Consider the following 26,487-nt stretch of genomic DNA (forward strand, 5'->3'; position numbering starts at 1 on the left):
GAGCGGAACCGGCGAGGTTGCGCGGAACGGACGGAAGCCTAGGGCGATCCCGCGCCGTGTGTCGACAGTTTCCAGATCATCACATTTTGTGTGCGCACGTGACCAAAAATAGCCCTACGATCTCTCAGCGTGATGGCGACTACCCCGAACCACGTGCACCGGGTGCGGCGCCCGCTCGCGGCGGCCGCGCTCGCGGTGGCCGCCCTGACGGCCGGGTGCGGCGGCGGATCGTCCGGCACGGCCCCGCCGCCGGACATCCCGATGCAGCAGGAGATCGGCGCCTCGGAGGGCCGGCTCGACCTGGTCGTCTGGGCGGGCTACGCCGAGAACGGCTCGAACGACCGGAAGGTCGACTGGGTCACCCCGTTCACGAAGGCGACCGGATGCCGCGTCGAGGCGAAGGTGGCGGACACGTCCGACTCGATGGTCGCGCTGATGCAGACCGGCAAGTACGACGGCGTGTCGGCGTCCGGCGACGCGTCGCTGCGGCTCGTCTACGGCGGGACGGTCGCTCCGGTCAACACGCGGCTGCTCAGCGGGTACGGCGACATCGCCGGGTTCCTGAAGAACCAGCCGTACAACTCGGTGGACGGGAAGATGTACGGCGTCCCGCACGGCTACGGCGCCAACATGCTGATGTACCGGACGGACAAGCTGGCGCAGCGCCCGACGTCCTGGGACGTCGTGTGGAAGAAGGACTCCCCGGCGTCGGGGCACGTCGTCGCCTACGACTCCCCCATCTACATCGCCGACGCCGCGCTGTACCTGAAGGCGCACCGGCCGGACCTGAAGATCAAGAACGTGTACGAGCTGGACGAGGAGCAGTTCGACGCGGCGATCGACCTGCTGAAGCAGCAGCGGCCGAACGTGAACCAGTACTGGGCGAACTACCTCGACGAGCTGCAGTCGTTCAAGAGCGCCGACAACTACGCGGGCACCGCGTGGCAGGTGACCGCGAACCTGGCGATGGACCAGCGGTCGCCGGTCGCGACCACGATCCCGGCCGAGGGCGCCACCGGCTGGTCCGACACGTGGATGATCTCGTCGAGGGCGCAGCATCCCGCGTGCATGTACCAGTGGATGAACTGGATCACCAAGCCGAAGGTGCAGGCGCAGGTCGCGCAGTACTTCGGTGAGGCGCCGGCCAACCCGAAGGCGTGCGCGTACACCGCGAAGGGCTTCTGCTCCACCTACCACGTCGGCGATCCCGCCTTCTACAAGCGGCTGGCGTTCTGGCGCACCCCGGTGAAGGACTGCGGCGACGACCGCGGCGACGACTGTGTCGACTACGCGCGCTGGACGCAGGCCTGGACGCAGATCAAGGGCTGACCAGGCAGGACCTGCGCCGGAACGGACCGGGACCGGCCCCGCGGCGGGGCCGGTGTCGCGCCCGCGGCCGGGTAATGAGACACTTACATCAGTTTGTCGCACGACGTCTGGTGAGGTGGGAATGTCCGCGACCGTCCAGCCCCCCGAGAGCGTGACCTGGCGGGTCCACATCGACCGGTCCATGTGGGTCGGCGGGGTGCGCAGCCTCATGCTGCAGGCCCTGCACCCGATGGCCATGTGGGGCGTCTGGCAGAACTCCAACTTCCAGGAGGACCCCTTCGGCCGGCTGCAGCGCACCGCCGACTTCGTCGGCGTCGCCACGTTCGGCACGCACGAGGAGATCGACGCGCTGGCCCGGAAGGTCCGCGACATCCACCGCAGCCTGCGGATCCTCAACCACGACACCGGGAAGAAGGAGCGCCTCGACCAGCCCGAGCTGCTGCTCTGGGTGCACTGCGCCGAGGTCTACTCCTACCTCCAGGTCGCCCGCCGCGCCGGTCTCCTGCTCACCGACGCGATGGCCGACCGGTACCTGGACGAGCAGCGCCGCACCGCCGCCTACGTCGGGCTGCACCCCGAGGACGTCCCCGGCAGCGTCGCGGAGATGGAGCAGTACTTCGCGAGCATGCGCCCGCACCTGCGCGTCACCGAGGAGGCGGCGGCCACCGTCAGGTTCCTGATGTGGCCCACGATGCCGGAGAACCTGAAGTTCCTGGCGCCCGGAAAGCCGGGCTACTTCCCCTTCGGCGCGCTCTGCTACTACTCCCTGCCCGACTGGGCCCGCACGATGTACGGGGCGCTTCCCGAGGTCCCGCAGCCCGCCGTCACCGCCGCGCTCCGCTCGTTCCGGCTCGCGATGAACTCGGTGCCGGAGAAGCTGCACGACTACGCGTTCGCCAAGCCCACCCGCGAGATGCTCGAACGCGCCCGGCGGAACCTCGCCGCCGAGGGCTACGACGTCAGCCGCGGCCTCTACGGCCTGCGCGACCCCCGCCGCTGGCGCCCCCGCGCCCTCACCCCCGCCTGACCCCTCCGCCGGGGGTCAGGACTCGTCGGGGAGCGCGGCCCAGGGGTCCTTGCGGGGGGCGGCCTCGCGGCCTTCGGGGCAGTGGCGGGCGAAGTCGCACCACGAGCACAGCCGGCCGGGACGCGCCGGGAACCGCTCGTCGAACGGGGCGTGGTCGACCGGCGGCGCGGCCTCGCGGCCCGGTCCGGTGCCGCGGCCCTGCGCGCCGGCGCGGGTCCGCGCGGCCTCGCCGCGACGCGGGGCGGGGACGCGGGCCCGGTACGCGTCGTCGGCGGCGGACGCCTCCTCGGCGATCTGCTCGGCCCGCCTGATGTGCCGCTGCAGCGACTCGTCGGTGTGCTCCCAGACCGCCACCTCGCCGGACGGCAGGTGGTGCAGCTCGACGCGGTGGCACGGGCGGCGCAGCACCCGGGACGCGGCGACCGCGTAGATCGCCAGCGCGAGCGAGCCGCGCGCGTCGTCGGCGGTCTGGACGTGCCGGCCCGTCTTGTAGTCGACGACGACGAGCTCGGAGCCGCGGGCGTCGAGCCGGTCGATGCGGCCGGAGACGGCGATGCGGTCGGTGCGGGCCGCGACGGTGCGCTCGACGCCGACCGGCTCGTCCGCCGGGTCGAGGCCCGCCGCGTACCGCTCGGTCATCTCGCGGGCGCGCTCGCGCCACCGCGCGGACTGCGCCTCGTCCCGGAACCCGTCGGTCAGCCAGCCGCGCGCCAGCAGGGTGCCGGCGGCCTCCGGCGTCCGCTCGGCGGGCGGCAGCCGCCACCAGCCGGCGAGCGCGTTGTGCACGGCCGCGCCGACGCTGTTGTGCGCCCACGGCGGGCCCTTCGGCGGCATCGGACGGTCCAGGTAGGTCATCCGGTACCGGCGGGGGCAGTCCAGCCAGGTGTTCAGCCGGGACGGCGTGCAGGCGTACAGCCGCCGGGGCATGCCGTCGAAGCCCAGCTGCTCGGCCCCGGCCACCGGATCAGTCGTCGTCCTGCTCGCGGGCGAGCGAACCCCAGGTCTCCCAGCGGGCGTCCTCCTCGCCGACCGTCGTCTCCTCGCCCTGGCCGGGCAGGATCCGCAGGTCCTTCGGCAGCGGGGTGAGCAGCGCGCCGATCGAGTTCAGCTGCTTGCCGAGCTCGTCGTACACCCCGCCGATCGAGCCGGGACGGCCCCGGTGCAGGGTGTCGCCGGAGAACAGCACGCCGAGCTGCTCGCTGATCACGCTGACGCTGCCGGGCGTGTGGCCGGGGGTGTGCAGCACCTCCAGCTGGGAGTCGGCGATCTCGAAGACGCCGCCGTCCTCCAGCCAGATGTCCGGTTCGAGGGAGCGCAGCGCCTTGGCGTCGTCCTCGTCCTTCTCCTCGCGGGCGAGGCGGCCGAAGTAGTCCCGCCACAGCACCCGGTCGCCGCGGTGCAGCGCGATCGGGGCCCAGTTCTCCTCGTCCTCCTCGCCGGCGGCGGCCACCTCGAGCACCACCTCGAGGCGGTGCTCACCGCCGTCGGTGAGCAGGACGGCCATGACCTCGCGTTCGCCGACCTCCTTGAGGATGGCCTCGGCGTCGAAGGCCGGGTCGATCACGATGACCTCGTCGTCGTCGCCGACGATGTAGGTGTTGTTCTCGACGTCGTACTCGGTGTCGTCGAGGGTGAGCTTCCCCGACGTCGTCACCTGTTCGATGCGCGCGTCCACGCTGGCACCCTACCGTGCTTCCGGGGCGGTTCCGGGCCGCACCGCTTCAGCGCCCGGAGACACGGGCGCGGAGCCGGTGGACGCGGCGACGAGGGCGGCGTAGGCGTCCGGCGCGGTGGTCTCCGCGCCGAGGCGGTCGCCGGTCAGGACGCCGTGGTCGTCGCTGGAGCCGGTGGCGGCCAGGCCGAGGTCGCGGGCGAGGCCGCGCAGCGCGGCGCGCTCCCCCGCGTCCTGGTCGGGGTGGTCGACCTCGATTCCGGCGAGGCCCGCGGCGGCGAGGCCCGCGATCACCTCGTCGGAGAAGACGTAGCCGCCGCGCCGGGTCCGCGGATGGGCGAGCACGCACACCCCGCCGGCCGCCCGGACGAGCCGGATCGCCCGCGCCGGGTCGAGCGCGTACCGGTCGGCGTGCGCGCGGCCGCCCTCGGCGATCCAGTCGCGGGTGAACGCCTCGTCGGGGGACGCCACGACGCCCGCCTCGGCCATGGCGCGCGCGATGTGCGGGCGGCCGACCGCCTCCCCGCGCGCCAGCGCGCGGACCCGCTCCCAGGTCACGTCCGCGCCCAGCGCCCGCAGCCGCTCCACCATCGTCCGCGCCCTGATGACGCGGTCGTCGCGGATCCGGGCCAGCTCGGCGGCCAGGGCGGGCTCGGACGGGTCGAACAGGTACCCGAGCAGGTGCAGGCTGCGCCCGTCCTGCTTGCACGACAGCTCGACGCCGGGGACGAGCGTCAGCCCGTCCGGCAGCGCGGCGGCGGCCTCGTCCCAGCCGGCGACCGTGTCGTGGTCGGTCAGCGCGATGACGTCCACGCCGTTCGCGCGGGCCCGCCGCACGACCTCGGACGGCGGGCGCGTCCCGTCGGAGGCGTCGCTGTGGCTGTGCAGGTCGATGCGCATGCGCTCTTTCTAACAGCCGCCGGCCCGGCGGGCGGGCGGCCGTTCGCCTACTCGTCGAGCCGCGGGCTGTGGGCGCCGTAGGGAAGGTCCAGGTCCATGCCGGGTTCGCGCAGGTCGAGGAGGTTCTGGCGCTCCAGCATCAGCACGCCGGCCTCGGCGGGCCACAGCACCGCCCACAGCCAGTCGCCCATCGCCTCGCCGACGTAGACGGCCCGGTCGGGACGGGTGCCGACCGCCCACATCGGCACCGAGTGGCCGCAGGTCGCGGCAGGGCCGCTGATGTCGACCTTGGCATCGGGCGGGCTGCCGTCGAATCCCGGGCCGGGGTCGTCGCCTTCCAGCCCGGCGTAGTGGCCGCCGAGCCCGATGCCGGGCTCCTCGGCGATCAGCACCATGTCCGCCGGGCCGCTGGTCAGGCCCGGCCCGGACAGCGCGACGGCCGTCGCCCGGGCGCCCGAACGCTCGTCGCCCACCGCGCAGAAGCCGGCGATGAGCCAGGCCGGTGGAAGGGGCCAGGGCGTCCAGACCGGGACCCGGGTGTCCCGGAGCACGGCCGCCAGCCCCTCCGGGCCGGGGCGCTTGGACGGCTGGCGGGGCAGCACGGCGCCGTGCACGCCGCAGCTCCAGTCGCTCGACCAGAGGCCCGGGGCGCTCAGCGGACCCGCGCATCGCGGGCATGTGGGCTCGGCCCTCATGATTACCCACCATGCGCGCCGTTTCCCGGCGCCGTCAAGTTCCCCGAGGTAGCGGACCGGGCAAGGCGCGACAAAATGGTGACATGAGAGTGCGCTGCGTCGGCGGGATCGTCAGGGACGGCAGGGGGCGGCTGTTGCTGGTGAGGCGCGGCCGGCCGCCGGGCGCCGGGCTGTGGTCGGTGCCGGGCGGGCGGGTCGAGCCGGGCGAGGACGACGCGGCCGCGGTGGTCCGGGAGCTGAAGGAGGAGACGGGCCTGGACGTGGTGGCGGGCGCGCTCGCCGGGTCGGTGGACCGCCCCGGCCCCGGAGGCGTCGTCTACGAGATCCACGACTACGAGGCCCGGGCGGTGGGCGGCGTCCTGCGGGCCGGGGACGACGCCGCCGACGCCCGCTGGGTCACCGCGGCGGAGCTGCGGGAGCTGCCGCTGACGGACGGCCTGGTCGAGGCCCTGGAGTCGTGGGGCCTACTGGGGCCGTGAGACGAACGCGGGCTCGGCGTCCTGCGGGACGGCGTCGGGCCCAGGGTCGTCGGCCGGGCCCGCCGTGACGGTCTGGATCCGCTTGCGGCGCGCCAGCCAGACGACGACCGCCGCGTACAGCAGCATCGGCGCGACGTCGGCGGCGACCGCCTGCCACGGCACGGACCCCTGCTCGATGTCGAGCTGCCCGACGGCGGCGGGGCCGAGGAACGCCAGCAGGTTGTTGAACACGTGCAGGGCGATGCCGGACTCCAGCCCGCCCGTCCGCGTCGCGAGCCAGGCCGCGACCGCGCCGAACACGAAGATGTCGAGGATGCCCCAGCCGGTGTAGCCGTGCAGGGACGTGAAGGCGGCGGAGCCGATGACGATCCCGGGCCACGGGGTGCGGAACACGGCGCTGAACGCGCGCCCGACCCGCCCGGTGCGGGTCTCCAGCGTGCAGGCGCCGACGGCCTGGAGCAGCCAGCCGCGGAAGACGACCTCCTCCGCCGAGGACTGGAGCGGCACCAGCAGGACGATCACGATGGCGGCGGGCGCGAACCGGCCCCAGCCGACCCAGTGCTCGCCGCCGGACGAGTCGTCCGGGAGGAACGCGCTCGCGACGATCGACGACGCGTACGACAGCACGCAGAACCCGACGGCGAGGCCGCAGCAGGTGAGCAGCCAGCGCCAGCGCACCCGGCCCGCGACGGACGCGAGGGTGCCCGGCCTGCGCCGCTGCACGAGCCACGCGGCCAGCAGCGCCATCGGCAGGAAGACCGCGATGACGGCCAGGTTGAACGCCAGGTCCGCCGTCGGGTTCCCGAGGATCGTGTCGGCGCCGGCCCCGGTGGCGTCGGGCGCGTCGCCGGTCGCGATGACCCGCACCACGATCCCGATGATCATCATGGCGATCGCGAGCGCCATGCCCGCGGCGACGATCGCCGCGCTGCCGGCGAGCGGCCGCCACCAGCGGTGCAGCGGCGTCCGCGCCATCCGGTGGAACGGGGTGCCGGGCGGCGGCGCGGCCGTCCACGGCCCCTTCGGGCGCGGCGGCCCGTACCCGGTGAACCCCGGCGGGGCGTAGGGGCCGTAGGGCGCGCTGTACGCCGGCGGGTACGGGACGCCGTACTGGCCCGGATAAGGCTGGGCCGGCGGTTGCGGCTGGGCCATCGGCTGGGGCGGGGCGCCCTGGTCGGCGGGCCATGTCCATCCGGCCGGCGCCGGCGGCCCGTCCGCGACCGGACCCCGCGGGTCGGGCGGCACGGGCGGCGCGGGCGGCGCGGGCGGGTCGGGCGGCGCGGATGGGCCGGTCGCGGAGGGCTCGGGCACGGGGACCTGCGGCGCCGGCACCCCCTCGGACTTGTCCGACATGCCGGGATCGAGCGGGGCCCAGCCGTTCTCGTCCCCTGCCATCGGCACCTGGTCCCCTCCCCGCGACGGATCTCCCATGTGGGACGAATGGTACGTCCCGTCAGGTCGCCGGGGCGTCGAAGCGCTTGGTCCGGGCCATCCCGGCGGCGCGCCCCTTCGCCGCGACGACGAGCGCCATCTTCCGGGACGCCTCGTCGATCATCTCGTCCCCGAGCGTGGCGGCGCCGCGCCCCTCGACGGTGACGTAGTGCTCGTAGGCGTCCAGGATCAACTCGGCGTGGTCGTAGTCCTCCTGCGACGGGGAGAACACCGCGTTCCCCGCGTCGATCTGCGCCGGGTGCAGCACCCACTTGCCGTCGAACCCGAGCGCGGCCGAGCGCTTCGCGACCCGGGTGAACGCGTCCACGTCCCGGACGTTGAAGTACGGCCCGTCGATGGCCTGCAGGTCGTTGGCGCGCGCGGCCATCAGGATGCGCATCAGGATGTAGTGGTAGGCGTCGCCCTCGGTGTAGCCGGGCGGCTGCTCCCCCACCACCAGGGTCCTCATGTTGATCGACGCCATCAGGTCGCCGGGGCCGAACACCAGCGACTCCAGCCGCGGCGACGACGCGGCGATCTCGTCGATGTTCACCATGCCCTTGGCGTCCTCGATCTGCGCCTCGATGCCGATGCGGCCCTCCTCCAGCCCCATCGCCCGCTCGATCTGGCTGAGCAGCCGGTCGAGCCACCTCACGTGCGAGGCGTCCGACGCCTTCGGCAGCATGATCGCGTCGAGGTTCGCGCCCGCTCCCTCGACGACCTCGATCACGTCCCGGTACGCCCAGTGCGTCTCCAGGTCGTTGATCCGCACCACCCGGGTCTTGCCCGTCCAGTCGCCGTCGTTGAGCGCGGCCACGACGGTCCCGCGCGCGCCCTCCTTGGCGGACGGCGCGACCGCGTCCTCCAGGTCCAGGAAGATCTCGTCGGCGGGGAGCCCCTGCGCCTTCTCGATGAAGCGGGGATTGCTGCCGGGGACCGCGAGGGTGGTACGTCGAGACCGCATGGGCCGGATGCTATCCAGCTTGTATGAGACGCTTTCCGCGTGGGTGAGCTGAACCGCGCGCTGATCGAGGAGGCGGCGAAGAGGTCGGGCCTGCTCTGGCTCGACCTGCCCGGCCTGCCGCAGCCGCGCGCCGCCTGGCACGTGTGGCACGACGGGTCGGCGTACGTGCTGACCGGCGGCGAGGGCGAGCAGCCGCTGCCGGGCCTGCCGGACGCCGAGCGGGTCGGGGTGATCCTGCGCAGCAAGGACAAGGGCGGCCGGCTGGTCGCCTTCACCGCCGACTGTGAGCGGGTCGAACCCGGCGGCGAACTGTGGGACGAGGTCGCGCCGCTGCTGGCCAAGGAGCGGCTGAACGCCCGGACCCACGAGGGCCAGGCGGAGACCTGGGCGGCCGAGTCGTGGATCATCCGGTTGACCCCGGCGGACGCGGCCGACGACCCGGCCCCGGAGGCGTACGCGACGGTGCGTCCGGTGCCGACCCCGGCGACCACCGCGGGCCCGCCGCCGAGGATGTTCGGCGGCAGGCGCCGCAGGGTCGACGAGTAGGCGCCGGCCGGCGGGTATGCGCAGGCGGCCACCGGCGGGGCCCGTCACATCGGCAGCGTGCGGCCCTCCGCGATCGCGCGGAGCTTGTCCGGGTTCGCCACCAGCTGGATGTCCCGGACGCGCCCGTCGTCGCCGACGGTGGCGCTGATCGCGCTGATCGGCCCGTCCGGGCCGTCCACGACCACGGCGGGCCCGCCGTTGATCTCGACGCGCCGCAGCCGCCAGTCCCGCGGGTCGACGCCCTCGTAGGGACGGGTCGTGATGGTCGCGAAGAACCGGGCGATGAGGTCCGCGCCGTGCACGATCTTCCGCGGCGCCCGGACCTTGCCGCCGCCGTCGGTCCACAGCGTCACGTCCGGGGCGAGGGTCTCCATGAGCCGGTTGATGTCCCCGCCGACGACCGCGTCGAGGAACCGCTCGGTCGCGGCGCGCCGCTCGGCGCCGCCCGCCTCGAACCGGGGGCGGCGCGCCTCGACGTGCTTGCGCGCCCGGGTGCCGAGCTGCCGGACCGACGTCTCCGTGCGGTCCAGCGCCCGCGCGATCTCCGCGTACGGGTAGCCGAACACCTCCTTCAGCACGAACACGGCGCGTTCCAGCGGGCTGAGGGTCTCCAGCACGACGAGCATCGCCATCGACACCGACTCCGACAGCTCGGCGCCCTCCGCCGCGACGTCCGGCGAGGTCAGCATCGGCTCCGGCAGCCACGGGCCGACGTAGGTCTCGCGCTGCGCACGCGCCGAGCGCAGCCGGTCCAGCGCCACGTTCGTGGTGATCCGGACGAGGTAGGCCTTGGGGTCCTGGACGTCCGAGCGGTCGGCGGCGGACCAGCGGATCCACGCATCCTGGACGGCGTCCTCCGCGTCCGCGGCGGTGCCGAGCATCCGGTAGGCGACCGCGAACAGCAGGTTGCGGTGCTCCTCGAAGACATCAGACATGATCGTTCAGCCTCTCACGGCCGGGCACGCGCGCCCGCCCTCACCACCGAGGACGGGACGCCCGCCCGGATCGTGACATCGCCGCGGACCCCGAAGCCGCCGATCACCGGGCGCCCGGGAACCGGCCACCGGCCACCGGGTGCCGTGCGCGCCGGCTAGCGCGACCCGGCGAGGTGGGCGTCGGCGGCGCGCTCGATGGAGTCGCCGATCTCCCGGTCGGCGACGAGGCGGTCCTGCCAGCCGCGCACATCGGTGTCCTTGCCGGGCTCCAGGTTCTTGTAGATGTCGAAGAAGTGCGCGATCTCGTCCAGGAAGTGGTTCGGCACGTCGCCGAGGTCGCGGACCGACTCGTAGCGGACGTCCCGCGCCGGCACCGTGAGGATCTTGGCGTCGGGCTCGCCGCCGTCGTGCATCCAGAACACCCCGACGCTGCGGACCGCCACCTGGCAGCCGGGGAACGTGGGCTCCTCCAGCAGGACCATCGCGTCCAGCGGGTCGCCGTCCTCGGCGAGCGTGTCGGGCACGTAGCCGTAGTCCACCGGGTACTGCGTGGAGGTGAACAGCATCCGGTCCAGGCGGATGCGCCCGAGCCGGTGGTCCATCTCGTACTTGTTGCGTGATCCGCGCGGGATCTCGACGATCATCTCGATTTCCATGGTGCCTCCCCAGCAGGGTCGTACCCGGCATGCCGGGCCGCCCTACCCCCCCGATGCCGGAACGTGCAGCGCGAGCAGCGTGACGTCGTCGGACTGCTCGTACCCGGCGAGCAGCCGGGCGACCAGGTGGTCGACGAGCCGTCCCGGGTCGGCGGCGGCGCCCGGCGGCAGTTCCGCCGCGGCCGCGACCAGGTCGCCGAGCCCGGTGTCGACGCCGCGCCTGCGGTTCTCCACCAGCCCGTCGGAGTACAGCACGACGGTGTCGCCCGGCGCCAGCGAGAAGCTGGCCTGCTGCCGGTGGCTCGGCCAGCCCAGCGGGGTGCCCGCCTCGACGTCGCTGAGCCCCGGCGGCGCGCCATGGGGCAGCAGCAGCGGCGGCGGGTGCCCGGCGCTGGTGTACAGGCCCCGCCCGGTGGCCGGGTCGATCACCAGGTAGGCGACGGTGGTGAACTGCTCGGCGTCCTCGGTGGCGCTGAACAGCCGGTCCAGGCCGGACAGGACGGCGGCGGGCCGCGGGTCGGTGAGCGCGAGCGCGCGCAGCGCGTTGCGCACCCGGCCCATGATCGCGGCGGCCAGCACGCCCTTGCCCATCACGTCGCCGACGACCACGGCGAGCCGGCCGCCGGGCAGCCTGAACACGTCGTACCAGTCGCCGCCGACCTGCACGTGCCGGGTCACCGGGTCGTAGCGCGCGGCCATCCGCAGCTCCGGGGAGCTCGGCAGGTCGCCCGGCAGCAGGCTGCGCTGCAGCTGCTCGGCGGTGCGGTGCTCGCGCTCGAACAGCAGCGCCCGCTCCACCGCGAGCGCGCACTGCCCGGCCAGCGCCTCCAGGAACACCTGCTCGTCCTCGGTGAGGAACCGGGTCCGGGTGAAGGCGAACCGCAGCACCCCGATCGGCGCGCCCGCCGCCAGCAGCGGCAGCGCCACCCACGCCTGCTCGCCGGGCCCGCGCCGCAGCTCCGCCGCGGCGGCGGCCTCGCCCAGCTGCCGGCGCAGCTCCTCGGGGTTCTCGGCGACGAACGGGCGGCCGTCGCGCGCGGCGGCCGCCATCACGCCCGGCTCCGCGACGGCGACGCTGTCCCGCCACGCGTCCGAGCCGTCCCGTCCCGGGTCCGCGTCCGCGCCGGCCGGGTCGTCGGCGGGGGCGACCGGGGTGAGCCGCGTCCGGCCCTCGTCCAGGAGCGCGACCGTGCAGTGGTCGACGCCGACCGCCGACTGCCCGACCTCCACGATGACCCGCACGACCTCGCCGACGGTCAGCGCCTCGGCGAGCATCGAGGTGGCCTGCTGGAGCCGGGCGGTGCGCAGCGCGGCGGCCGACAGCTGGCCGGTGAGCCGGCCGCGCATCTCCTCGGCGTCGCGGCGGCCGGTGACGTCGGTCCCGGCGCACACCCACTCGATCACCGCGCCGTCCCGGCGGATCGGGACGGCCCGCACCTCGAAGTGCCGGCGCCCGCCGGACGCGGTGAGGACGCGGCAGTCCACCTCCAGGACGCGCCCGTCGCGCATGGACTCGCGCCACTCGGCGGCGACGCGGTCGTGGTCCTCGGGGTGCACGGCGGCGATCCAGCCGCCCCGCGCGTACGCCTCGGGGGTCTGGCCGGTGACGGCGCGCCAGTGCGGCGCGTCCTCGCCGGCGGCGCCGTCCGCCGCGGTCGTCCACACCACCGGGGTCGTCGCCTCGACCAGCGACCGGTACCGCTCGGTGCGGCGGGTGATGGCGTCCTCGACCGCGCGGCGGACCGTCTCGTCCTGGACGATCAGCGCCGCGCCCAGCATCGCGCCGCCGTGGCCGCGCACCGGCAGGCACGCGCAGACCCAGACCCGCTCGCCGGACGCGTCCGGCGCGGCGGCGCCGGGCGTGCCGGGCGCGGGGCCGGCGGGGGCGGAACCGGCGGGGGCGGGTGCGCGGACCTCCAGGCCCGTGACGGGGCGGCCGTCGTCCAGGACGCCGCGCAGCGCCGGTTCGAGGACGGCCGCGAACTCGCCGTCCAGCACCTCGGCGAGCCGCCGCCCGACGGGGTTCACGCCCTCGCGGCCGCCGGCGCCGTCACCGCGCAGCAGCGCGCGCAGCGCCTCGTTGGCGCGGCGCAGGCGCAGCCGGGCGTCGAGGAACGCGACGCCGAACGGCACCTCGGTGACCAGCGCGCCGAACAGCGCCGAGTCGGCCAGGGCCGTGCCGGCCCGAGCGGTGTCGGTCCGAGCGGTGTCGCGGGCATCCGGGACCATCGCCTCATCCCCCGGTATCGATCCGGCCACCAGTCTAGACGCGGCCTCCGCCGGACGGCGGCGGACGCGTGAGCCGGGTCCGGCCGCGGCGGCGCGGCCCCGCCCCTGCCGCATCATCTGTCGGACATAAGCCGTTGATCGGGAGAAGTCGCACGTCAGCGGGGGTCCGGTTCCGCGGATTCCGCTGCGGGCCGCCGTGCGGATACCGACTATGAGGGGCATGACGTTCCCGTTGATGCAGGGGTACGACCACATCAACCTGGTCGCCTCCCTCGATCCCGTCGCGGCCGTGCGGGACCGCGAGATCGGCGACGCGATCCTCGCCTTCCCCCGGCTCCTGCCGGCCGGGTCGCCCGACTTCGGGTACGCGGTGCAGACCGGCGCCGAGTGGCGCATCGGCTGCCTCGGCGCGACCGACCCGTCCGCCGCCCGCTACGGCCTGGCCGCCGACCTGCGGCGGGACGCGGCGAACGGCGGCCACCCGCCCGGCGTCGCGCGCGCGATGCTCGCGGCGGCGGGCCGGCTCGACCCCGAGGAGGGCGACCAGCTCCCGAAGGACGAGTGGGAGATCGGCGACCGGCGCTACCGGGTCATCCGGGTGGAGAAGTACACGCTGCTCGGCGACCGGGTGATGGAGCCGCCCCGGCCGACCGACACGCCCGGCTCCTGCGGCGACGGGATGCTCCGCGGCCACCTGCTGGAGCCGGCGGCGCCGGCCGGGCAGTGGGAGGCGCAGCTGCGGCTGAACCTGGTCGGCTTCATGCCGGTGCCGGGCTCCGTCCCGCCGATGGTGCTGGCCGAGGCGCAGCACGCGGTGCGGACGCATCCGGGCGTGGTGCTGCTGCCGCCCACGTTCGTCGCGGTCGAGGTCAAGGAGAACGGGTGGGCGCCGCTGACCGGCGGCGACGACCCGGAGGAGACGCGGCACCGGCTGGCGCGCTACTTCGGCGACCTGCTGCCGCGGCTGCGCGAGTTCCAGGGCGACCCGCCCGGGCCGGCGGAGCTGGCGGAGTGGGAGCGGGCCGCCGAGCAGATCGAGGCGGCGACCGGGCACGCGTTCACCGCGGCGGGGCGCGAGTTCCGCACCGTCCGCATCTCGCGGATGCTGCGGCTCGGCCGGGACGGGCCGGAGGCCCCGCGCCCCTCCGACCAGGAGCGCTACGGGCTGTCCGGCCCCGTTCACGGCGAGGAGTACGACGAGGAAGAGGAGGAGGAGACCTCATGACGGCCGGGCGGCGGCCGCCCGGCCGGTGACGAGGAACACCGCCGCCGCGACGAGGCACAGCGCGCCGGACGCGCCGAGGCTCGCGACGTCGAAGCCGTGCACGGCCGCGCGCGCCGGGGCGACCGGGTGGGCCCGCAGGTAGTCTGCGGCGGCCGTCCCCGCGACGGTGCTGAGCAGCGCGGTGCCGAGGGACGCGCCGATCTGCTGCGACGTCATGACGCCCGCACCGGCCACGGCGGTGTCGGGCCCCGCGCCGAGCGTGGCCGTGCTGTTGGCGGTGACGAGCACCCAGCCGGTGCCGAGCCCGACGAGCAGGAACACCGGCAGCACGTGCGTCCAGTAGCCGCTGTCGACCCGGAGGGTCGCGAGCAGCGCGAGCCCGGCGGCGATCACCAGCAGGCCCGGGGCCAGCAGCGCCCGCACCGGCGCCCGGACGAGCAGCCGGCTCACCCCCCGCACGCCGATCATCAGACCGGCCGTGAGCGGCAGGAACGCGACGCCCGCCCGCACGGGCGGGTATCCGAGCACGTTCTGCAGGTAGAAGGTGAGGAAGAACAGCGCGGCGAACATCCCGACCGACAGGCCGAGGACCGCCAGGTACGAGCCGCCGCGCCGCCGGTCGAGGACGACCCGCGGCGGCAGCAGCGGCGCGGACACCCGGGTCTGCGCCCAGGCGAACGCCGCGAGCAGCGCGACCCCGGCCGCCAGCGGCCCGGCGGTCGTCGCGGCGCCCCAGCCGTCCGGTTCCGCCCGCGCGAAGCCGAGGACCAGGCTCATGAGTCCAGCGGTGGCGAGCAGCGCCCCGACGGCGTCGACCTTCACGCCCGGCGTGCGCGGCACCGGGCGGACCGCGTAGAGCACCCCGGCCCCGGCGGCGACCGCGATCGGCACGTTCACGAGCATGCACCAGCGCCAGTCCAGGTAGTCGGTGAGGACGCCGCCGAGCACGACGCCGAGCCCGGACGAGCTGCCCATCACGGTCCCGTAGATCCCGAACGCCCGGCCGCGCTCGGCCGGGGCGGGGAAGGACGCGGCCAGCGTCGCCAGGACCGACGGGGTGAGCAGGGCGCCGAAGGCCCCCTGGGCGGCCCGCGCGGTGAGCAGCAGGGCCGGGCCGGGGGCCGCGCCGCCGAGCGCGGACGCCAGCGCGAACCCGGCCAGCCCGGTCAGCAGCGCGCGGCGGCGGCCGATCAGGTCCGACAGCCGCCCGCCGAGGAGCAGCAGGCCGCCGTAGGCGAGCGCGTAGACGGTGATCACCCACTGCCGGTCCGGGTCGGACAGGTGCAGGGAGCGCTGCAGCGACGGCAGCGCGATGTTCATGATCGTCATGTCGATGCCGATCATGAGCTGGGCGGCGGCGACGGCGGCCAGCGCCCACCAGCGCCGCGAGGCGGGCGCGGTCCGCGCCGCGCCCTCCCGCTCTCCGGGAACCGTTTCCGTGGTCACGGCCGGCTCAGAACATGCCGTTGGGGTTGGCGGCGGTGTCCGGGATCGGCTGCATCACGTCCCAGTGCTCGACGATCCTGCCGTCCTCGAACCGGAAGATGTCGACGATCGCGGTGCCGGCCTGCCCGGGCACGCGGATCCCGTGCACGTGCGCGATGACGCGGTCGCCGTCGGCGTACAGGCCCTTGACCTCGGCGCGCAGGTCGGGGAACTCGGCCCGGATCGTGTCGACGAAGGCGCGGAAGCCCTCGATGCCGTCGGCGATGCGCGGGTTGTGCTGGACGTAGCGGTCCCCGATCAGCCGTGCGGCGGCGTCGAAGTCCTTGCGGTTGAGCCCGGCCTCGTAGAAGGCCAGGACGGTCGCCTTGTTCGCTTCCTGCTCGGCGATGGTCGCCTCGTGGGGGGCGGTGGTGGTCACGGCGGAGCCCTTCGTTGACTGAACAGCTGTAGCGCTACGACTGTAGCGCAAAGGTCGTCGCATTAGAATGCCCGCATGGGAACGGCATCGCCCTCCCGCGGGCGGAACCGGCGCGGCCAGGGCGAACGGCTGCGCGAGGAGATCGTGGCGACCGCGCTGCGGCTCCTGGAGGAGCTGGGCGACGACGAGGCGCTGTCGCTGCGCGCGGTGGCCCGCGAGATCGGCATCGCGGCGACGTCGGTCTACCTGCACTTCGCCGACCGGGACGCGCTGGTCCTCGCGGCGATGCAGCGCAGCCACGCCGACCTCGTCCGGGCGTGCGACGAGGCCGAGGCGGCGGCCGGCGACCCGGTGGGCGGGTTGCGCGCGCGCGTGCAGGTCATGGGCGCCTGGTCGCGCGAACATCGCGGCCTCTACAAGGTGCTGCACGAGAGCGCCGTCAACCAGCGGTGCGACACGTCGTTCAGGATGGAGCTGGGCAAGCGCACCGTGGAGGCCGTCCAGCGCTGCATGGACGCGGGCCTCGCCCCCGCCGGCGACGCGGCGGCCGTGTCGCTCGACCTGCGCGCGGCCGTGCACGGCGCGGCCTCGATGCGCGCGAACCAGCCCGACCTGCCGTGGGAGCCGCTCGAGGAGCAGGTCGACCGGCTCCTCACCAAGCTCGTCGGCGTCCGCCTCCCCTAGCCGCGCCCTACAGGTACGCGCGGGCCTGGAGTTCGAACAGCTCGGCGCAGAGCCCGCCTTCGGCGAGGAGCGCGGCGTGCTCACCGGCCTGGACGACCCGCCCGCCGTCCATGACGACGATGAGGTCGGCCATCCGGACGGTCGAGAAGTGCGACACCAGGATCTTGACTGCTCCCCTCCCTGGCGGGAGGGGACTCTCCAGGCCCCTCCCGCCATGAGAAGTGCGGGGATTCACGGCTCAGGCCGCCTCCCGCCCCGGCGGGGCGGGAGGTCTTGCGCCATCGGCACCGTCCGGGTCCAGACCCGCCCGGACCAGCATCACACGCGCGGAATTCTTGTCCCTCGGGGACACCGCTCCGCACGCGGTGCAGGTGTAAATACGCTCCGACAGCGGCAGGCGGTGCTTGGCTCTCGCACCGCACCCGCCGCAGTCCATCGTGGTGTACGCCGGGTCCACCAGACGGACGTCCCGGCAGTGCTTGCGGCCCATCTCGACCAGGGCCTTCTTGGTCGCACCGATCGCGGCGTCGGCGGCCTTACCCGCCATCGTGGAACGGGCGAGGAACGTGGGGCGGAAGTCCTCGACCGCGATCGCGTCGTGGTCACGGACGACCTTCTTGGCCCATTTGCGAGCGTCGTCCTGGCGCTGCCGGCTGACCTTGGTATGCGCCCTGGCCGCGTGCCGCTGTGCTGTGCGGTATCCCTTTGACTGGGATGTGCCTTTGGGGGCGCGGCGGCGGGCCATCTGCCGCTGATAATGCGCCAGCCGCGCGGCGGCCTTCTTCCCGTGCTCACTATGGGGCAGGGCCATCCGATGCCGTCACGACACTGACCTTATATCAACGCTACGTATTCCTTTCACCACTGTGAGGTCATGACCCATGATCGCATCGTGCCGCCGATCCCCACCAGCAGTTCGCACTCGCCTCGCCGAGACACCCAGACCGGCGCTCACGCAACACCCAAACCGTCCACATGCCAGAAAGCATCCTGGACGCCACGGGCGACGTCGTGCCGCGCCAGCGCGTCGACCATCGTGCGGATGCCGACCGGGTAGGCGATCTGGGTGAGCGCGGTCGCGAGAGTGGTCAGCGCGGCGGCGATCATCGGGCGCGGCGCGGCCCGGAACCCGTCGGCGACCAGGACGCGGAACGTGCGGCGGACGGTCGTCATGCGTCGTCCTCCTCGTCGCGGAAGCGGGCGGCCTGGAGGCGGAACATCTCCGCGTAGGTCCCGCCGAGCGCCATCAGCTCGTCGTGCCCGCCCTGCTCGGCGAGGCGGCCGCCGTCCAGCACGCAGATCCGGTCGGCGCGGCGTACGGTCGAGAAGCGGTGCGAGATGACGATGGACGTGAGGCCGCGCGTGAGGTCGAGGAACCGGTCGTAGAAGGCCGCCTCGGCGCGGACGTCCAGCCACGCGGTCGGCTCGTCGAGGACGAGCACCGCCGCGCCGTGCTCGACGGCGAACAGCGCGCGGGCGAGGGCGACGCGCTGCCACTGGCCGCCGGACAGGTCGGTCCCGCCCTCGTAATGGCGGGACAGGACGGTGTCCCAGCCGATCTCCTGGGCGAGGGCGAGCGCGCCGGCGCGGGCGGCGGCGCGGGCGCGGCCGTCCTCGTCCCCGGCGTGCTCGACGGCGCCGAGCGCGACGTTCTCGCAGAGCGGCAGCGGGTAGCGGTTGAAGTCCTGGAACACGGCGGCGAACCGGCGCTGCCAGCGCGCCGCGTCGAGGTCGCGGAGCGGGACGCCGTCCACGGTGATCGTCCCGCCGGTCGGGTCGTGCATCCGGGCGAGCAGCTTGACCAGCGTGGTCTTGCCGGCGCCGTTCACGCCGACGATCGCGGTGGACCGTCCCGCCGGGATGTCCAGGTCGAGGCCGTCGAGCACGGGTTCGCCGCCGGGGTAGGCGAAGCGGACGCCGTCCAGCCGGATGCCGTGCTCGGGCAGCCCGGCCGGGTCCCGCCCGCCCCTCAGGTCCTCGCGGGCGGCGCGCAGGCGCGCCTCCAGCGCGGCCTGGTCGGGCAGGGCCGAGACCATCCATTCGGCGGAGATGTCGCTGGTGGTGACGGTGCCCGCGTACATGGTGGCGGGCAGCAGCGGCAGCATGACCGACAGTTCCCGCAGGCCGATCTGGTGGTGCAGCGCCGCGTACGCGAGCGTGCCGCACGCGGCGAGGTAGGCGGCGAGGACGGCGCCGGCGAGCAGGTAGGCGCGGCGGGTGAGCCGGGCGCAGCTCTCCCGGGTCGTCGCCATGCCGGCCGCCCAGTGCTCGCGGTACCGGTCGATCGTCCAGTCGCCGAGGCCGAAGACGCGCAGTTCCTTCGCGGCGGTCGGGCGGATCGCGAGGTAGAGGAAGTGCCAGGCGCGCCGGAGCACCTCCGCCTTCGTCCGGAACCCGACGATCTGGGCGAGGATGATCTTCCGCAGCGGACGCCGGATCAGCAGCCACACCGCGAGCAGCGCGAGGCCGAGCCACCACCGGAACGTGGCGAGGACGCCGCACGCCGCGATCCCGGCGAGCCGCGACCCGGCGGCGGAGGCGAGCGCGACGGGCGCGTCCGCCGGGACGTGGCCGGTCAGCCTGCCCCTGGCCAGTTCCAGCCGGTCCTGGGTCTCCGGGTCCTCCAGGTGCGCGACGCCCGCCGGGCCGCTGACGGCGGCCATGAGCCGGCTCTGCAGGTCGTCGACCAGGTGCGCCTTCACACAGGCGCTCAGCCAGTCCTGGTACGGGCCGGTGAGGAGGGTCGCCGCGTAGAGCAGGCCGGCGACCAGCAGCGCGACGGCGAGGGCGCGTCCGGGCGCGCCGTGCAGGTGCGCGGCGGCCGCCGCCGGGATGCGCCCGACCGCGTAGCCGAGCGCGACCAGGCTCGCGTTCGGCAGCACCGCGTTCGCCAGGACCAGCACGGCGACCGCCGCCGACCAGCCCTTGCCCGCACCCCAGAGCATCCGCAGCGCGCGCACCCGGCCGGACCCGGCGAGCCGTTCCGGTAGCCCTGCGACGACCACGTCGGCCTCCAAAGTTGATACGCATCAACTTTGGCAGAATAGGACCGTCCGGCCCGCCGCACCAGAGGTCTTCTCATGCCGACCGCCCGCCGTCCCCGCCAGGCCCGCGCCATCGAGACGCGCCGCCGCGTCTACGAGGCGGCGATCGCCGAGTTCGAGCGGTCCGGCGTCGAGGCCGCCCGGATCGAGGACATCGTCGCCGCGGCCGGCGTCAGCTGGGGGACGTTCTTCACCTACTTCCCCAGCAAGGACGACGTGGTGCTGGAGGCCGCGATCGTCACCTGCGCCGCGTTCGCGGACGCCTGCCGTGCGGGCCTCGCCGCCGGCTCCGGCACCGGCGTCGTCGTCGGCAACGCCTTCACGGCGCTGCGCCGCGCCGCGCCCGCCCCGGGCCCGCTCCGCGACGCGATCATGCGCGGCATCGCCAACCAGCCCGAGCGGCTGTCGGACCACCTCGGCGAGGACGTCCCGAACCCGGTGCTCGCGCTGGCGGAGGTGCTGGAGGCCGGGCAGCGGCGCGGCGACGTCGCCGCCGGGGAGCCGCCCGAGTCGCTCGCGGCCGTCCTCGTCCACGCGACGATCGCCGCGGGCCAGCGGGAGGCGGCGCTGGAACGGGCGGCGGGCGCGACGGAGCGCTCCGGCCTGCCGCTCACCGTCCTCACCATCAAGCTGCTGCTGCGCGGGATGCGCCCGGACCCGGAACCGAGCGCGGAGGCCGCCGGTCCTCAGGAGGTCGCGCTCGAGCGCGCGGCGGCGGCGCTCCGCGAGGCGGCCGCCCCCGGCACCGCGTCCCGGACGGACTGACGCGGGGCCGTGGCGGACCGGCCGCCCGTGGCTGAACCGGGCGGAACGGGTCCCCTAGAGGTCCCCGCCCGCCGTGATGAGGGGCCAGAGCCCGCCGGTTCCCGCGTCGACGGCGCGGGCGCCGAGGGCCTCGCCCCATTCGGCCTCGTTGCCGCACTCGTCGCGCCACGCCCACAGCCGGGTGGTGGCGTGCCGCAGGCCGTGCTCGTCGGTGAACCCGATCGCGCCGTGGATCTGGTGGGCGAGGCGGCAGACCGTCCCGGCGGCCTCGCTCACCGCCGCCTTCGCCGCCGCGATCGCGAAGCCGGTGCCCTCGGCGGCCGCCGCCTGCGCCGCGACGGTGGCCATCAGCGTCTCGCCCGCCATCTCGGCGAGATGCTGCTGGACGGCCTGGAACCGCGCGAGCGGCCGGCCGAACTGGACGCGCTCGCCCGCGTACCGGACCGCGAGGCCGGTGGCCGTCTCCATCGCCCCGGCCATCAGCGCCGCGCGGCCGAGCGCGCCGCGCTCCCGGAACGCCTGCGCGGTCGCCGCCGAGGCGAGCACCCGGGCGGGGGCGACGTCGCGCAGGTGGACGGTGTCGCGCGGCTCGCCCGCGAGGTTCGCGCCTTCGTCGACCTCGTAACCGCCGCGCGCGACGAAGGCGACGTGCCCCGCGACCAGGACCGCGACGCCCTCCGCGTGCCGGGCCCACGAGACGCGCGGCAGGGTGCCGGTGAGCGTCCATGCGCCGCCGTCCTGCCGGAGAGCGACGTCGGGTCCCGCGAGGGCGGCGGTCAGCGGCCCGGACGGGACGTCGGCACCGGCGTCCGCGAGCAGCCATCCGGCCAGCAGCGCGGTCTCCGCCAGCGGGACGGCCGCCGCGTGCCGGCCCAGCGCCCGCAGCACCTCCGCCGCCGTGGCGAGGTCGGCTCCGGCGCCGCCGCGCTCCTCGGGGACGGGCAGCAGCGTCACGCCGACCCGCTCCAGCCCGTCCCAGAGGCGCGGGTCCCATCCCCGGCCGGGGTCGGCGTGGCGGGCGCACACCGCGTCCACGGTCTCGACCAGGTCCCGGACGATGTCGTTCACCGGGTCTCCCCCTTCGGCAGCACCGACTTGGCGACGACGCCGCGCAGGATCTCGTTGGTCCCGCCCCGGAGGGTGAACCCGGGGCTGTGCAGGACCGACTGCGCCAGCAGGTGCGCGAGCGGATCGGACGACGCGAGGTCGGGCTCGACCCGGGCGAGCAGCCGCACCGTCTCGATCAGCGCGCCCTCGAACCGGGTGCCGAGGTCCTTGACGGCGGCGGCCTCGGTGGCGGGCGCGTCCCCGGCGGCGAGCCGCGCCGCGACCGCGAGGGACATCCGCCGCAGCGCCCACAGCCGCGCGACGACCATGCCGATCCGGGCCCGGTCGGCGGCGTCCGCGCCGCGCTCGGCGAGCCGCCCGGCGGCGGCCGCGAGCAGCGGGAACGTGCTGAGGATCCGCTCGGGTCCGCTGCGCTCGAAGGCCAGCTCGCCGGTCACCTGCCGCCAGCCGTCGCCGACCGTGCCGAGGACGCGGTCGCCGGGCACGAACACGTCGGTGAGGACGACCTCGTTGAAGTGGTGCTCGCCGGTCAGCAGCCGGATCGGGCGGATCTCCAGGCCGGGCGCGCCGAGGTCGACGATCAGCTGGGTGAGGCCCTCGTGCCGGCTCGGCCCGGGCGGTCCCGTCCGGACCAGCGCGATCATGGCGTGCGCGACGTGGGCGCCGCTCGTCCACACCTTGGCGCCGTTGACGGTCCAGCCGCCGCCGGCGCGCTCGGCCCGCGTCCGGACGGACGCGAGGTCGGAGCCGGAGTCGGGCTCGGACATGCCGATCGCGAAGTGGACCTCGCCGCGCGCGATGCCGGGCAGGTAGGCGCGGCGCTGCTCCTCGGTGCCGTACGCCAGCAGCGACGGCCCGGACTGCCGGTCGGCGATCCAGTGCGCGGCGACCGGCGCGCCGGCCGCGAGCAGCTCCTCGGTGACGACGAACCGGGCGAGGGACCCGGCCCCGCTCCCGCCGTACTCGCGGGGGAACGTCATGCCGATCCAGCCGCGCTCGCCGAGCCGACGGCTGAACGCGGGGTCCCAGCCCGCCAGCCAGTTGTCGGCGTGCGGGACGATCCGTCCGGCGGCGATCTCCTCGGCGAGGAACGCGCGGACGTCCCGGCGCAGCTCGTCCAGCTCGGGCGGCAGCGCCGCCGCGTCCAGTCTCAAAGCGGGCACGGCCCCTTCATACCGGATCGCCCCGCAAGGAGATCCGGCGGCACCCGGCCGCGGGCGGGGCGCGGATCCCGCTGGCCGGGAGGCGGTGGCGGGGGCGGTGGGCGGCGGCGGCTACTCTACCAAACAGTTGTTAGAAAGAAGCGCGGCACGGCAGTGAGGGCGGCAGTGAAGGCGGCAGTGAGGGAGGCACCGCATGGATCTTGAATTCGGGGCGGCGGACGAGGCGTTCCGCGCCGAGGTACGCGGCTGGCTGCGCGCGAACGTGCCGGCCGAGCCGCTGCCGTCGCTCGAGACCGAGGAGGGCTTCGCGCTCCACCGGGAGTGGGAGCGCCGGCTGGGCGAGGCGCGGCTCGGCGTCGTGTCCTGGCCGGAGGAGTACGGCGGGCGCGGCGTCTCCGTCCTCCAGTGGCTGATCTTCGAGGAGGAGTACTACGCGGCGGACGCGCCCGGCCGCGTGAGCCAGAACGGCATCAACCTGCTGGCGCCGACGCTGCTCGAGCACGGCGCCCCCGAGCAGCTCGCGCGGATCCTGCCGCCGATGGCCGCGGGCGAGGTGATCTGGGCGCAGGCGTGGTCGGAGCCCGGCGCGGGCAGCGACCTCGCCGCGCTGCGCTCCACCGCGACCCGCACCGACGGCGGCTGGCTGCTGGACGGCCAGAAGACGTGGAGCTCCCGCGCCGCGTTCGCGGACCGGGGCTTCGGCCTGTTCCGCTCCGACCCGGAGTCGTCGCGGCACAGGGGCCTGACGTACCTGATGTTCCCGCTGGACGCCGAGGGCGTGACGGTCCGCCCGATCGGCCGCCTCGACGGCAAGCCCGCGTTCGCCGAGCTGTTCCTGGACGGGGTGTTCGTCCCGGACGAGGACGTCATCGGCGCGCCCGGCGACGGCTGGCGCGTCGCGATGAGCACCGCCGGCAACGAGCGCGGGCTCACGCTGCGCAGCCCCGGCCGGTTCACCGCCGCGGCCGAGCGGCTCGTCGGGCTGTGGAAGGAGCGCGCCGACCCGTCCGACACGGCGCTGCGCGACCGGGTCGCGGACGCGTGGATCCGGTCCCGCGCGTACCGGCTGAAGGGCTTCGAGACGGTCTCCCGGGACGACGACGTCGGCGCGGAGTCCAGCCTCAACAAGATCTTCTGGTCGGAGCTGGACGTGGCGCTGCACGAGACGGCCCTCGACCTGCTCGGCCCGGACGGCGAGCTCGACTCCGACTGGCTGGAGGGCTACGTGTTCTCCCTGGCCGGCCCGATCTACGCGGGCACCAACGAGATCCAGCGCAACGTGATCGCCGAGCGGCTGCTCGGCCTGCCGAGGGGGTCCCGGTGAAGTTCGTCCTCTCCGCCGAGCAGCGGATGTTCGGCGAGACGCTGCGCCGGCTGCTGGCCGGCGCGGAGACCGCGAAGGCCGTCCGCGCGTGGGCGGCGGGCGACGCCGCGCCGGGCCGGGCGCTGTGGTCGCAGGCCGCCGAGGCGGGCGTGTTCGCGCTGGCCGTCCCGGAGGAGCACGGCGGCGCCGGGCTGCTCCCCGTCGAGCTGGCCGTCGCGATGGAGGAGCTGGGCCGCGCCGCCGCGCCAGGCCCGTACGTCGAGACGCTCGCCGCGGCCGAGCTCCTGGACGACGGGGACCTGCTGGGGAGGATCGCCGAGGGCGAGGCGCTGGTGTCGGTCGCCGTCCCGCACGCGCTGGACGCCGACGTCGCCGACCTGGTCGTCGCCGCCGACGGGACCGCCGTGCGGGCCGGCGAGCGCGTCGCGTCCATCGACCCGGCCCGCCGCCTGTTCCGGGTGGACGGCGCACCGTCCGGCCTGACCGGTCTCGGCGTGCTGCTGTGCGCCGCGCAGCAGGTCGGGCTCGGCCGCGCCCTGCTGGACGTGTCGGTGGAGTACGCGAAGACCCGGCAGCAGTTCGGGCACCCGATCGGCGAGTACCAGGCCGTCAAGCACCACCTCGCCACCGCGATGGTGGAGCTGGAGTTCGCGCGCCCGCTCGTCTACGGCGCGGCCCTGTCGTACGGGACGGGGGACTTCGCGCGGGACGCGTCGGCCGCGAAGGTCGCCGCGTCCGACGCGTCGTACCTCGCGGCGAAGACGGCGCTGCAGGTGCACGCCGCCATCGGCTACACCGACGAGTACGACCCGTCCCTGTGGATCCGCAAGGCCCGCGCCCTGCGCTCGGCGTGGGGCACCCCCGCCGAGCACCGGGCCCGCGTCATCACCGCTCTTTGAGCTCGACGCGGCGGACCTTGCCGGAGGCGGTCTTGGGGAGGTCGTCCACGAAGACGACCTCCCTCGGGACCTTGAAGTTCGCGAGCCGCTCCCGGCAGTGCGCGACCAGCTCGTCCGCGGTCGCGGTGCGGCCGGGCCGCAGCCGGACGTAGGCGCGGCCGACCTCGCCCATCCGGGCGTCCGGCACGCCGACGACGCCGGACTCGGCGACCGCGCCGTGCCGGGCGAGGACATCCTCGACCTCCGCCGGGTACACGTTGAACCCGCCGACGACGAACATCTCCTTGGAGCGGCCGGTGATGGACAGGTTGCCGCGCTCGTCCAGGCGGCCCCGGTCGCCGGTGTCGAGCCAGCCGTCCCGGATGGTCTCGGCGGTCGCCTCCGGGTCGTCGAGGTAGCCGCTCATCACGTTGTAGCCGCGGACGAGGATCTCCCCGTCGGTGCCGGCCGGCACCGGCTCGCCCCGGTCGTCGACGATCTTCACCTCGACGTCGTCGATGGCCCGGCCGCACGTCGTCGCGATCGTCTCGTCATCGTCGTCCAGCGAGCAGGCGGACACCGTGCCGGAGCACTCCGTCAGCCCGTACGCGGTGATGACCTGCGGGAACAGTTCCTCGCGGATCCGCCGGACGAGCGCGACCGGCACGTCGGCGGCGCCGGTCACCGCGAGCCGCAGCGAGGACAGGTCGCGCTCGGCGCGGCCCGGCGCGTCCAGCAGCGTGGTGTAGATCGTCGGCGGGCCGGGCAGCACCGTGATCCGCTCCGCCTCGATGATCCGCAGCGTCTCCGCCACCTCGAACACCGGCTGGAGCACCATCGTGGCGCCCTTCAGCACGCACGCGATCACGCCGGCCTTGTAGCCGAACGAGTGGAACATCGGGTTCACGATCAGGTAGCGGTCGCCGGCGTGCACGCCGGTCCGCGCCGCCCACGCCTCGAACGTCCGGACGTTCTGCTCGTGCGTGCACATCACGCCCTTGGGCCGCCCGGTCGTCCCGGACGTGAACAGGATGTCGGCGACGTCGCCGGGGCGGACGGCGGCGGCCCGCGCGTCCGCCTCCGCGAGCGGGACGGCCTTGCCGGCGAACCCGGCCCAGGACGTCACGCCCGGCCGCTCCTCGCCGTTGAACGTCACGACGGCCTTCAGGTCGGGCAGGCCGGGGTAGGCGCCGGTCGCGTCGACGCCGAGCATGCCGGGGTAGTCGATGCCGAGGAACCCGTCGGCGACGAACAGCATCTTCACGCGGGCGCGGGTCAGCGGCCAGCGCGCCTCGTCGCCCTTGTACCGGGTGTTGAGCGGGACGAGCGTCGCGCCCGCGCCCATGGCGCCGAGGACGGTCACGATCCACGGCAGCCCGTTCGGCGCCCAGATCGCGATCCGGTCGCCCGGCTCGATCCCGGCGCCGGCGAACGCGGCCGTCGCCTCCCGCACCCGGTCCCACAGCTGCGCGAACGTCACCCGGACGTCCCCGTCCACCACGGCCTCGGCGTCCGGAAACGCCTCCGCCGCCCGTGCCAACACCGCCGGAATCGTCAGTTCGCCCATGGCAGCCCATGGTGGCCCCGGTCACCCCGGATCGGCCAGGCC

27 protein-coding genes are annotated in these 26,487 nt (G+C 74.8%); 9 read left to right on the forward strand and 18 right to left on the reverse strand.

The annotated features are described in order from the left end of the window. Window positions 1-132 precede the first annotated feature (132 nt). Both J4557_RS02885 and J4557_RS02890 read left to right on the forward strand, forming a co-directional pair. Window positions 133-1,329, forward strand: coding sequence for an extracellular solute-binding protein (locus J4557_RS02885; RefSeq protein ID WP_208265037.1), 1,197 nt, complete (start codon window positions 133-135; stop codon window positions 1,327-1,329). A 121-nt stretch (window positions 1,330-1,450) separates the two neighbouring features. Next, complete coding sequence (locus tag J4557_RS02890) at window positions 1,451-2,356, forward strand: oxygenase MpaB family protein (RefSeq protein ID WP_208264753.1); 906 nt, start codon at window positions 1,451-1,453, stop codon at window positions 2,354-2,356. Between the two features lie 15 nt (window positions 2,357-2,371). On the opposite strand, the gene J4557_RS02895 is transcribed toward J4557_RS02890, so the two are convergent. From J4557_RS02895 to J4557_RS02910, 4 genes are read right to left on the reverse strand one after another with little or no spacing between them, the layout of a single operon-like run. Further along, a complete protein-coding gene (locus J4557_RS02895) occupies window positions 2,372-3,283 on the reverse strand; it encodes a RecB family exonuclease (RefSeq protein WP_208265038.1) in 912 nt (303 codons plus the stop codon). A 37-nt stretch (window positions 3,284-3,320) separates the two neighbouring features. Further along, window positions 3,321-4,031 (reverse strand): MBL fold metallo-hydrolase, encoded by a 711-nt coding sequence (locus tag J4557_RS02900; RefSeq protein ID WP_208264754.1) that lies wholly within the window; start codon window positions 4,029-4,031, stop codon window positions 3,321-3,323. Between the two features lie 9 nt (window positions 4,032-4,040). Beyond that, complete coding sequence (locus J4557_RS02905) at window positions 4,041-4,928, reverse strand: PHP domain-containing protein (RefSeq protein WP_208264755.1); 888 nt, start codon at window positions 4,926-4,928, stop codon at window positions 4,041-4,043. 47 nt (window positions 4,929-4,975) lie between these two features. Next, window positions 4,976-5,623: a DUF6758 family protein gene (locus J4557_RS02910; protein WP_208264756.1), complete on the reverse strand. Its 648-nt coding sequence runs from the start codon at window positions 5,621-5,623 to the stop codon at window positions 4,976-4,978. Window positions 5,624-5,706: 83 nt separating this feature from the next. On the opposite strand from J4557_RS02910, the gene J4557_RS02915 reads away from it, so the two are divergent. After that, window positions 5,707-6,102 carry an NUDIX hydrolase gene (locus J4557_RS02915; protein WP_208264757.1) on the forward strand — a complete coding sequence of 132 codons (396 nt, stop codon included), beginning with the start codon at window positions 5,707-5,709 and terminating at the stop codon, window positions 6,100-6,102. Here J4557_RS02915 and J4557_RS02920 read toward each other — a convergent pair. Both J4557_RS02920 and J4557_RS02925 read right to left on the reverse strand, forming a co-directional pair. Next, window positions 6,088-7,533, reverse strand: a complete 1,446-nt coding sequence (locus J4557_RS02920) for a CPBP family intramembrane glutamic endopeptidase (RefSeq protein WP_208264758.1) — start codon at window positions 7,531-7,533, stop codon at window positions 6,088-6,090. The genes J4557_RS02915 and J4557_RS02920 overlap by 15 nt on opposite strands. 22 nt (window positions 7,534-7,555) lie before the next feature. Further along, on the reverse strand, window positions 7,556-8,497 hold the full coding sequence (locus J4557_RS02925) for an HpcH/HpaI aldolase/citrate lyase family protein (protein ID WP_208264759.1): 942 nt from the start codon (window positions 8,495-8,497) through the stop codon (window positions 7,556-7,558). A gap of 39 nt (window positions 8,498-8,536) precedes the next feature. On the opposite strand from J4557_RS02925, the gene J4557_RS02930 reads away from it, so the two are divergent. Continuing rightward, window positions 8,537-9,043, forward strand: coding sequence for a hypothetical protein (locus J4557_RS02930; RefSeq protein WP_208264760.1), 507 nt, complete (start codon window positions 8,537-8,539; stop codon window positions 9,041-9,043). Between the two features lie 44 nt (window positions 9,044-9,087). Here J4557_RS02930 and J4557_RS02935 read toward each other — a convergent pair whose 3' ends face one another. The 3 genes from J4557_RS02935 to J4557_RS02945 all read right to left on the reverse strand — a co-directional run bounded on the left by J4557_RS02935 (window position 9,088) and on the right by J4557_RS02945 (window position 12,863). After that, on the reverse strand, window positions 9,088-9,978 hold the full coding sequence (locus J4557_RS02935) for an RNA polymerase sigma-70 factor (protein WP_208264761.1): 891 nt from the start codon (window positions 9,976-9,978) through the stop codon (window positions 9,088-9,090). Between the two features lie 155 nt (window positions 9,979-10,133). Continuing rightward, complete coding sequence (locus tag J4557_RS02940; protein ID WP_208264762.1) at window positions 10,134-10,634, reverse strand: inorganic diphosphatase; 501 nt, start codon at window positions 10,632-10,634, stop codon at window positions 10,134-10,136. A 42-nt stretch (window positions 10,635-10,676) separates the two neighbouring features. Continuing rightward, complete coding sequence (locus tag J4557_RS02945) at window positions 10,677-12,863, reverse strand: SpoIIE family protein phosphatase (protein WP_208264763.1); 2,187 nt, start codon at window positions 12,861-12,863, stop codon at window positions 10,677-10,679. Between the two features lie 220 nt (window positions 12,864-13,083). On the opposite strand from J4557_RS02945, the gene J4557_RS02950 reads away from it, so the two are divergent. Then, a complete protein-coding gene (locus J4557_RS02950) occupies window positions 13,084-14,088 on the forward strand; it encodes a DUF5954 family protein (RefSeq protein ID WP_208264764.1) in 1,005 nt (334 codons plus the stop codon). On the opposite strand, the gene J4557_RS02955 is transcribed toward J4557_RS02950, so the two are convergent. Both J4557_RS02955 and J4557_RS02960 read right to left on the reverse strand, forming a co-directional pair. Next, window positions 14,083-15,534 carry an MFS transporter gene (locus tag J4557_RS02955; RefSeq protein WP_307799340.1) on the reverse strand — a complete coding sequence of 484 codons (1,452 nt, stop codon included), beginning with the start codon at window positions 15,532-15,534 and terminating at the stop codon, window positions 14,083-14,085. The genes J4557_RS02950 and J4557_RS02955 overlap by 6 nt on opposite strands. Window positions 15,535-15,541: 7 nt before the next feature. Then, entirely contained in the window at window positions 15,542-15,952 is a 411-nt protein-coding gene (locus tag J4557_RS02960) for a nuclear transport factor 2 family protein (protein WP_208264765.1), read from the reverse strand. Window positions 15,953-16,027: 75 nt separating this feature from the next. Here J4557_RS02960 and J4557_RS02965 point away from each other — a divergent pair, with 75 nt between their 5' ends. Beyond that, entirely contained in the window at window positions 16,028-16,636 is a 609-nt protein-coding gene (locus J4557_RS02965; RefSeq protein ID WP_208264766.1) for a TetR/AcrR family transcriptional regulator, read from the forward strand. A gap of 7 nt (window positions 16,637-16,643) precedes the next feature. On the opposite strand, the gene J4557_RS02970 is transcribed toward J4557_RS02965, so the two are convergent. From J4557_RS02970 to J4557_RS51500, 4 genes are all read right to left on the reverse strand, one after another. Then, the gene (locus tag J4557_RS02970) at window positions 16,644-16,793 is read right to left on the reverse strand and encodes a hypothetical protein (protein ID WP_208264767.1); all 150 of its coding nucleotides are present in this window, start codon (window positions 16,791-16,793) and stop codon (window positions 16,644-16,646) included. Between the two features lie 81 nt (window positions 16,794-16,874). Beyond that, window positions 16,875-17,447, reverse strand: coding sequence for an RNA-guided endonuclease InsQ/TnpB family protein (locus J4557_RS02975; RefSeq protein WP_243775201.1), 573 nt, complete (start codon window positions 17,445-17,447; stop codon window positions 16,875-16,877). A gap of 140 nt (window positions 17,448-17,587) precedes the next feature. After that, complete coding sequence (locus J4557_RS02980) at window positions 17,588-17,809, reverse strand: hypothetical protein (protein WP_208264768.1); 222 nt, start codon at window positions 17,807-17,809, stop codon at window positions 17,588-17,590. Then, complete coding sequence (locus J4557_RS51500) at window positions 17,806-19,641, reverse strand: ABC transporter ATP-binding protein (RefSeq protein ID WP_208264769.1); 1,836 nt, start codon at window positions 19,639-19,641, stop codon at window positions 17,806-17,808. Before J4557_RS51500 ends, J4557_RS02980 begins: the two co-directional genes overlap by 4 nt. A 75-nt stretch (window positions 19,642-19,716) precedes the next feature. Here J4557_RS51500 and J4557_RS02990 point away from each other — a divergent pair, with 75 nt between their 5' ends. After that, window positions 19,717-20,445 carry a TetR family transcriptional regulator gene (locus J4557_RS02990; RefSeq protein ID WP_208264770.1) on the forward strand — a complete coding sequence of 243 codons (729 nt, stop codon included), beginning with the start codon at window positions 19,717-19,719 and terminating at the stop codon, window positions 20,443-20,445. Between the two features lie 54 nt (window positions 20,446-20,499). On the opposite strand, the gene J4557_RS02995 is transcribed toward J4557_RS02990, so the two are convergent. Further along, on the reverse strand, window positions 20,500-21,513 hold the full coding sequence (locus J4557_RS02995) for an acyl-CoA dehydrogenase family protein (RefSeq protein WP_208264771.1): 1,014 nt from the start codon (window positions 21,511-21,513) through the stop codon (window positions 20,500-20,502). Then, the gene (locus tag J4557_RS03000) at window positions 21,510-22,676 is read right to left on the reverse strand and encodes an acyl-CoA dehydrogenase family protein (protein ID WP_307799343.1); all 1,167 of its coding nucleotides are present in this window, start codon (window positions 22,674-22,676) and stop codon (window positions 21,510-21,512) included. Before J4557_RS03000 ends, J4557_RS02995 begins: the two co-directional genes overlap by 4 nt. 193 nt (window positions 22,677-22,869) lie before the next feature. Between J4557_RS03000 and J4557_RS03005 the strand changes: the two genes are divergently transcribed. After that, entirely contained in the window at window positions 22,870-24,000 is a 1,131-nt protein-coding gene (locus J4557_RS03005) for an acyl-CoA dehydrogenase family protein (RefSeq protein WP_208264772.1), read from the forward strand. After that, window positions 23,997-24,899 carry an acyl-CoA dehydrogenase family protein gene (locus J4557_RS03010; protein ID WP_208264773.1) on the forward strand — a complete coding sequence of 301 codons (903 nt, stop codon included), beginning with the start codon at window positions 23,997-23,999 and terminating at the stop codon, window positions 24,897-24,899. Before J4557_RS03005 ends, J4557_RS03010 begins: the two co-directional genes overlap by 4 nt. Here J4557_RS03010 and J4557_RS03015 read toward each other — a convergent pair. Further along, window positions 24,886-26,445, reverse strand: coding sequence for a FadD3 family acyl-CoA ligase (locus tag J4557_RS03015; RefSeq protein WP_208264774.1), 1,560 nt, complete (start codon window positions 26,443-26,445; stop codon window positions 24,886-24,888). The genes J4557_RS03010 and J4557_RS03015 overlap by 14 nt on opposite strands. Window positions 26,446-26,487 lie beyond the last annotated feature (42 nt).

Origin of the sequence: Actinomadura nitritigenes (genome assembly GCF_017573545.1) — a bacterium.
GTDB lineage: Bacteria > Actinomycetota > Actinomycetes > Streptosporangiales > Streptosporangiaceae > Spirillospora > Spirillospora nitritigenes.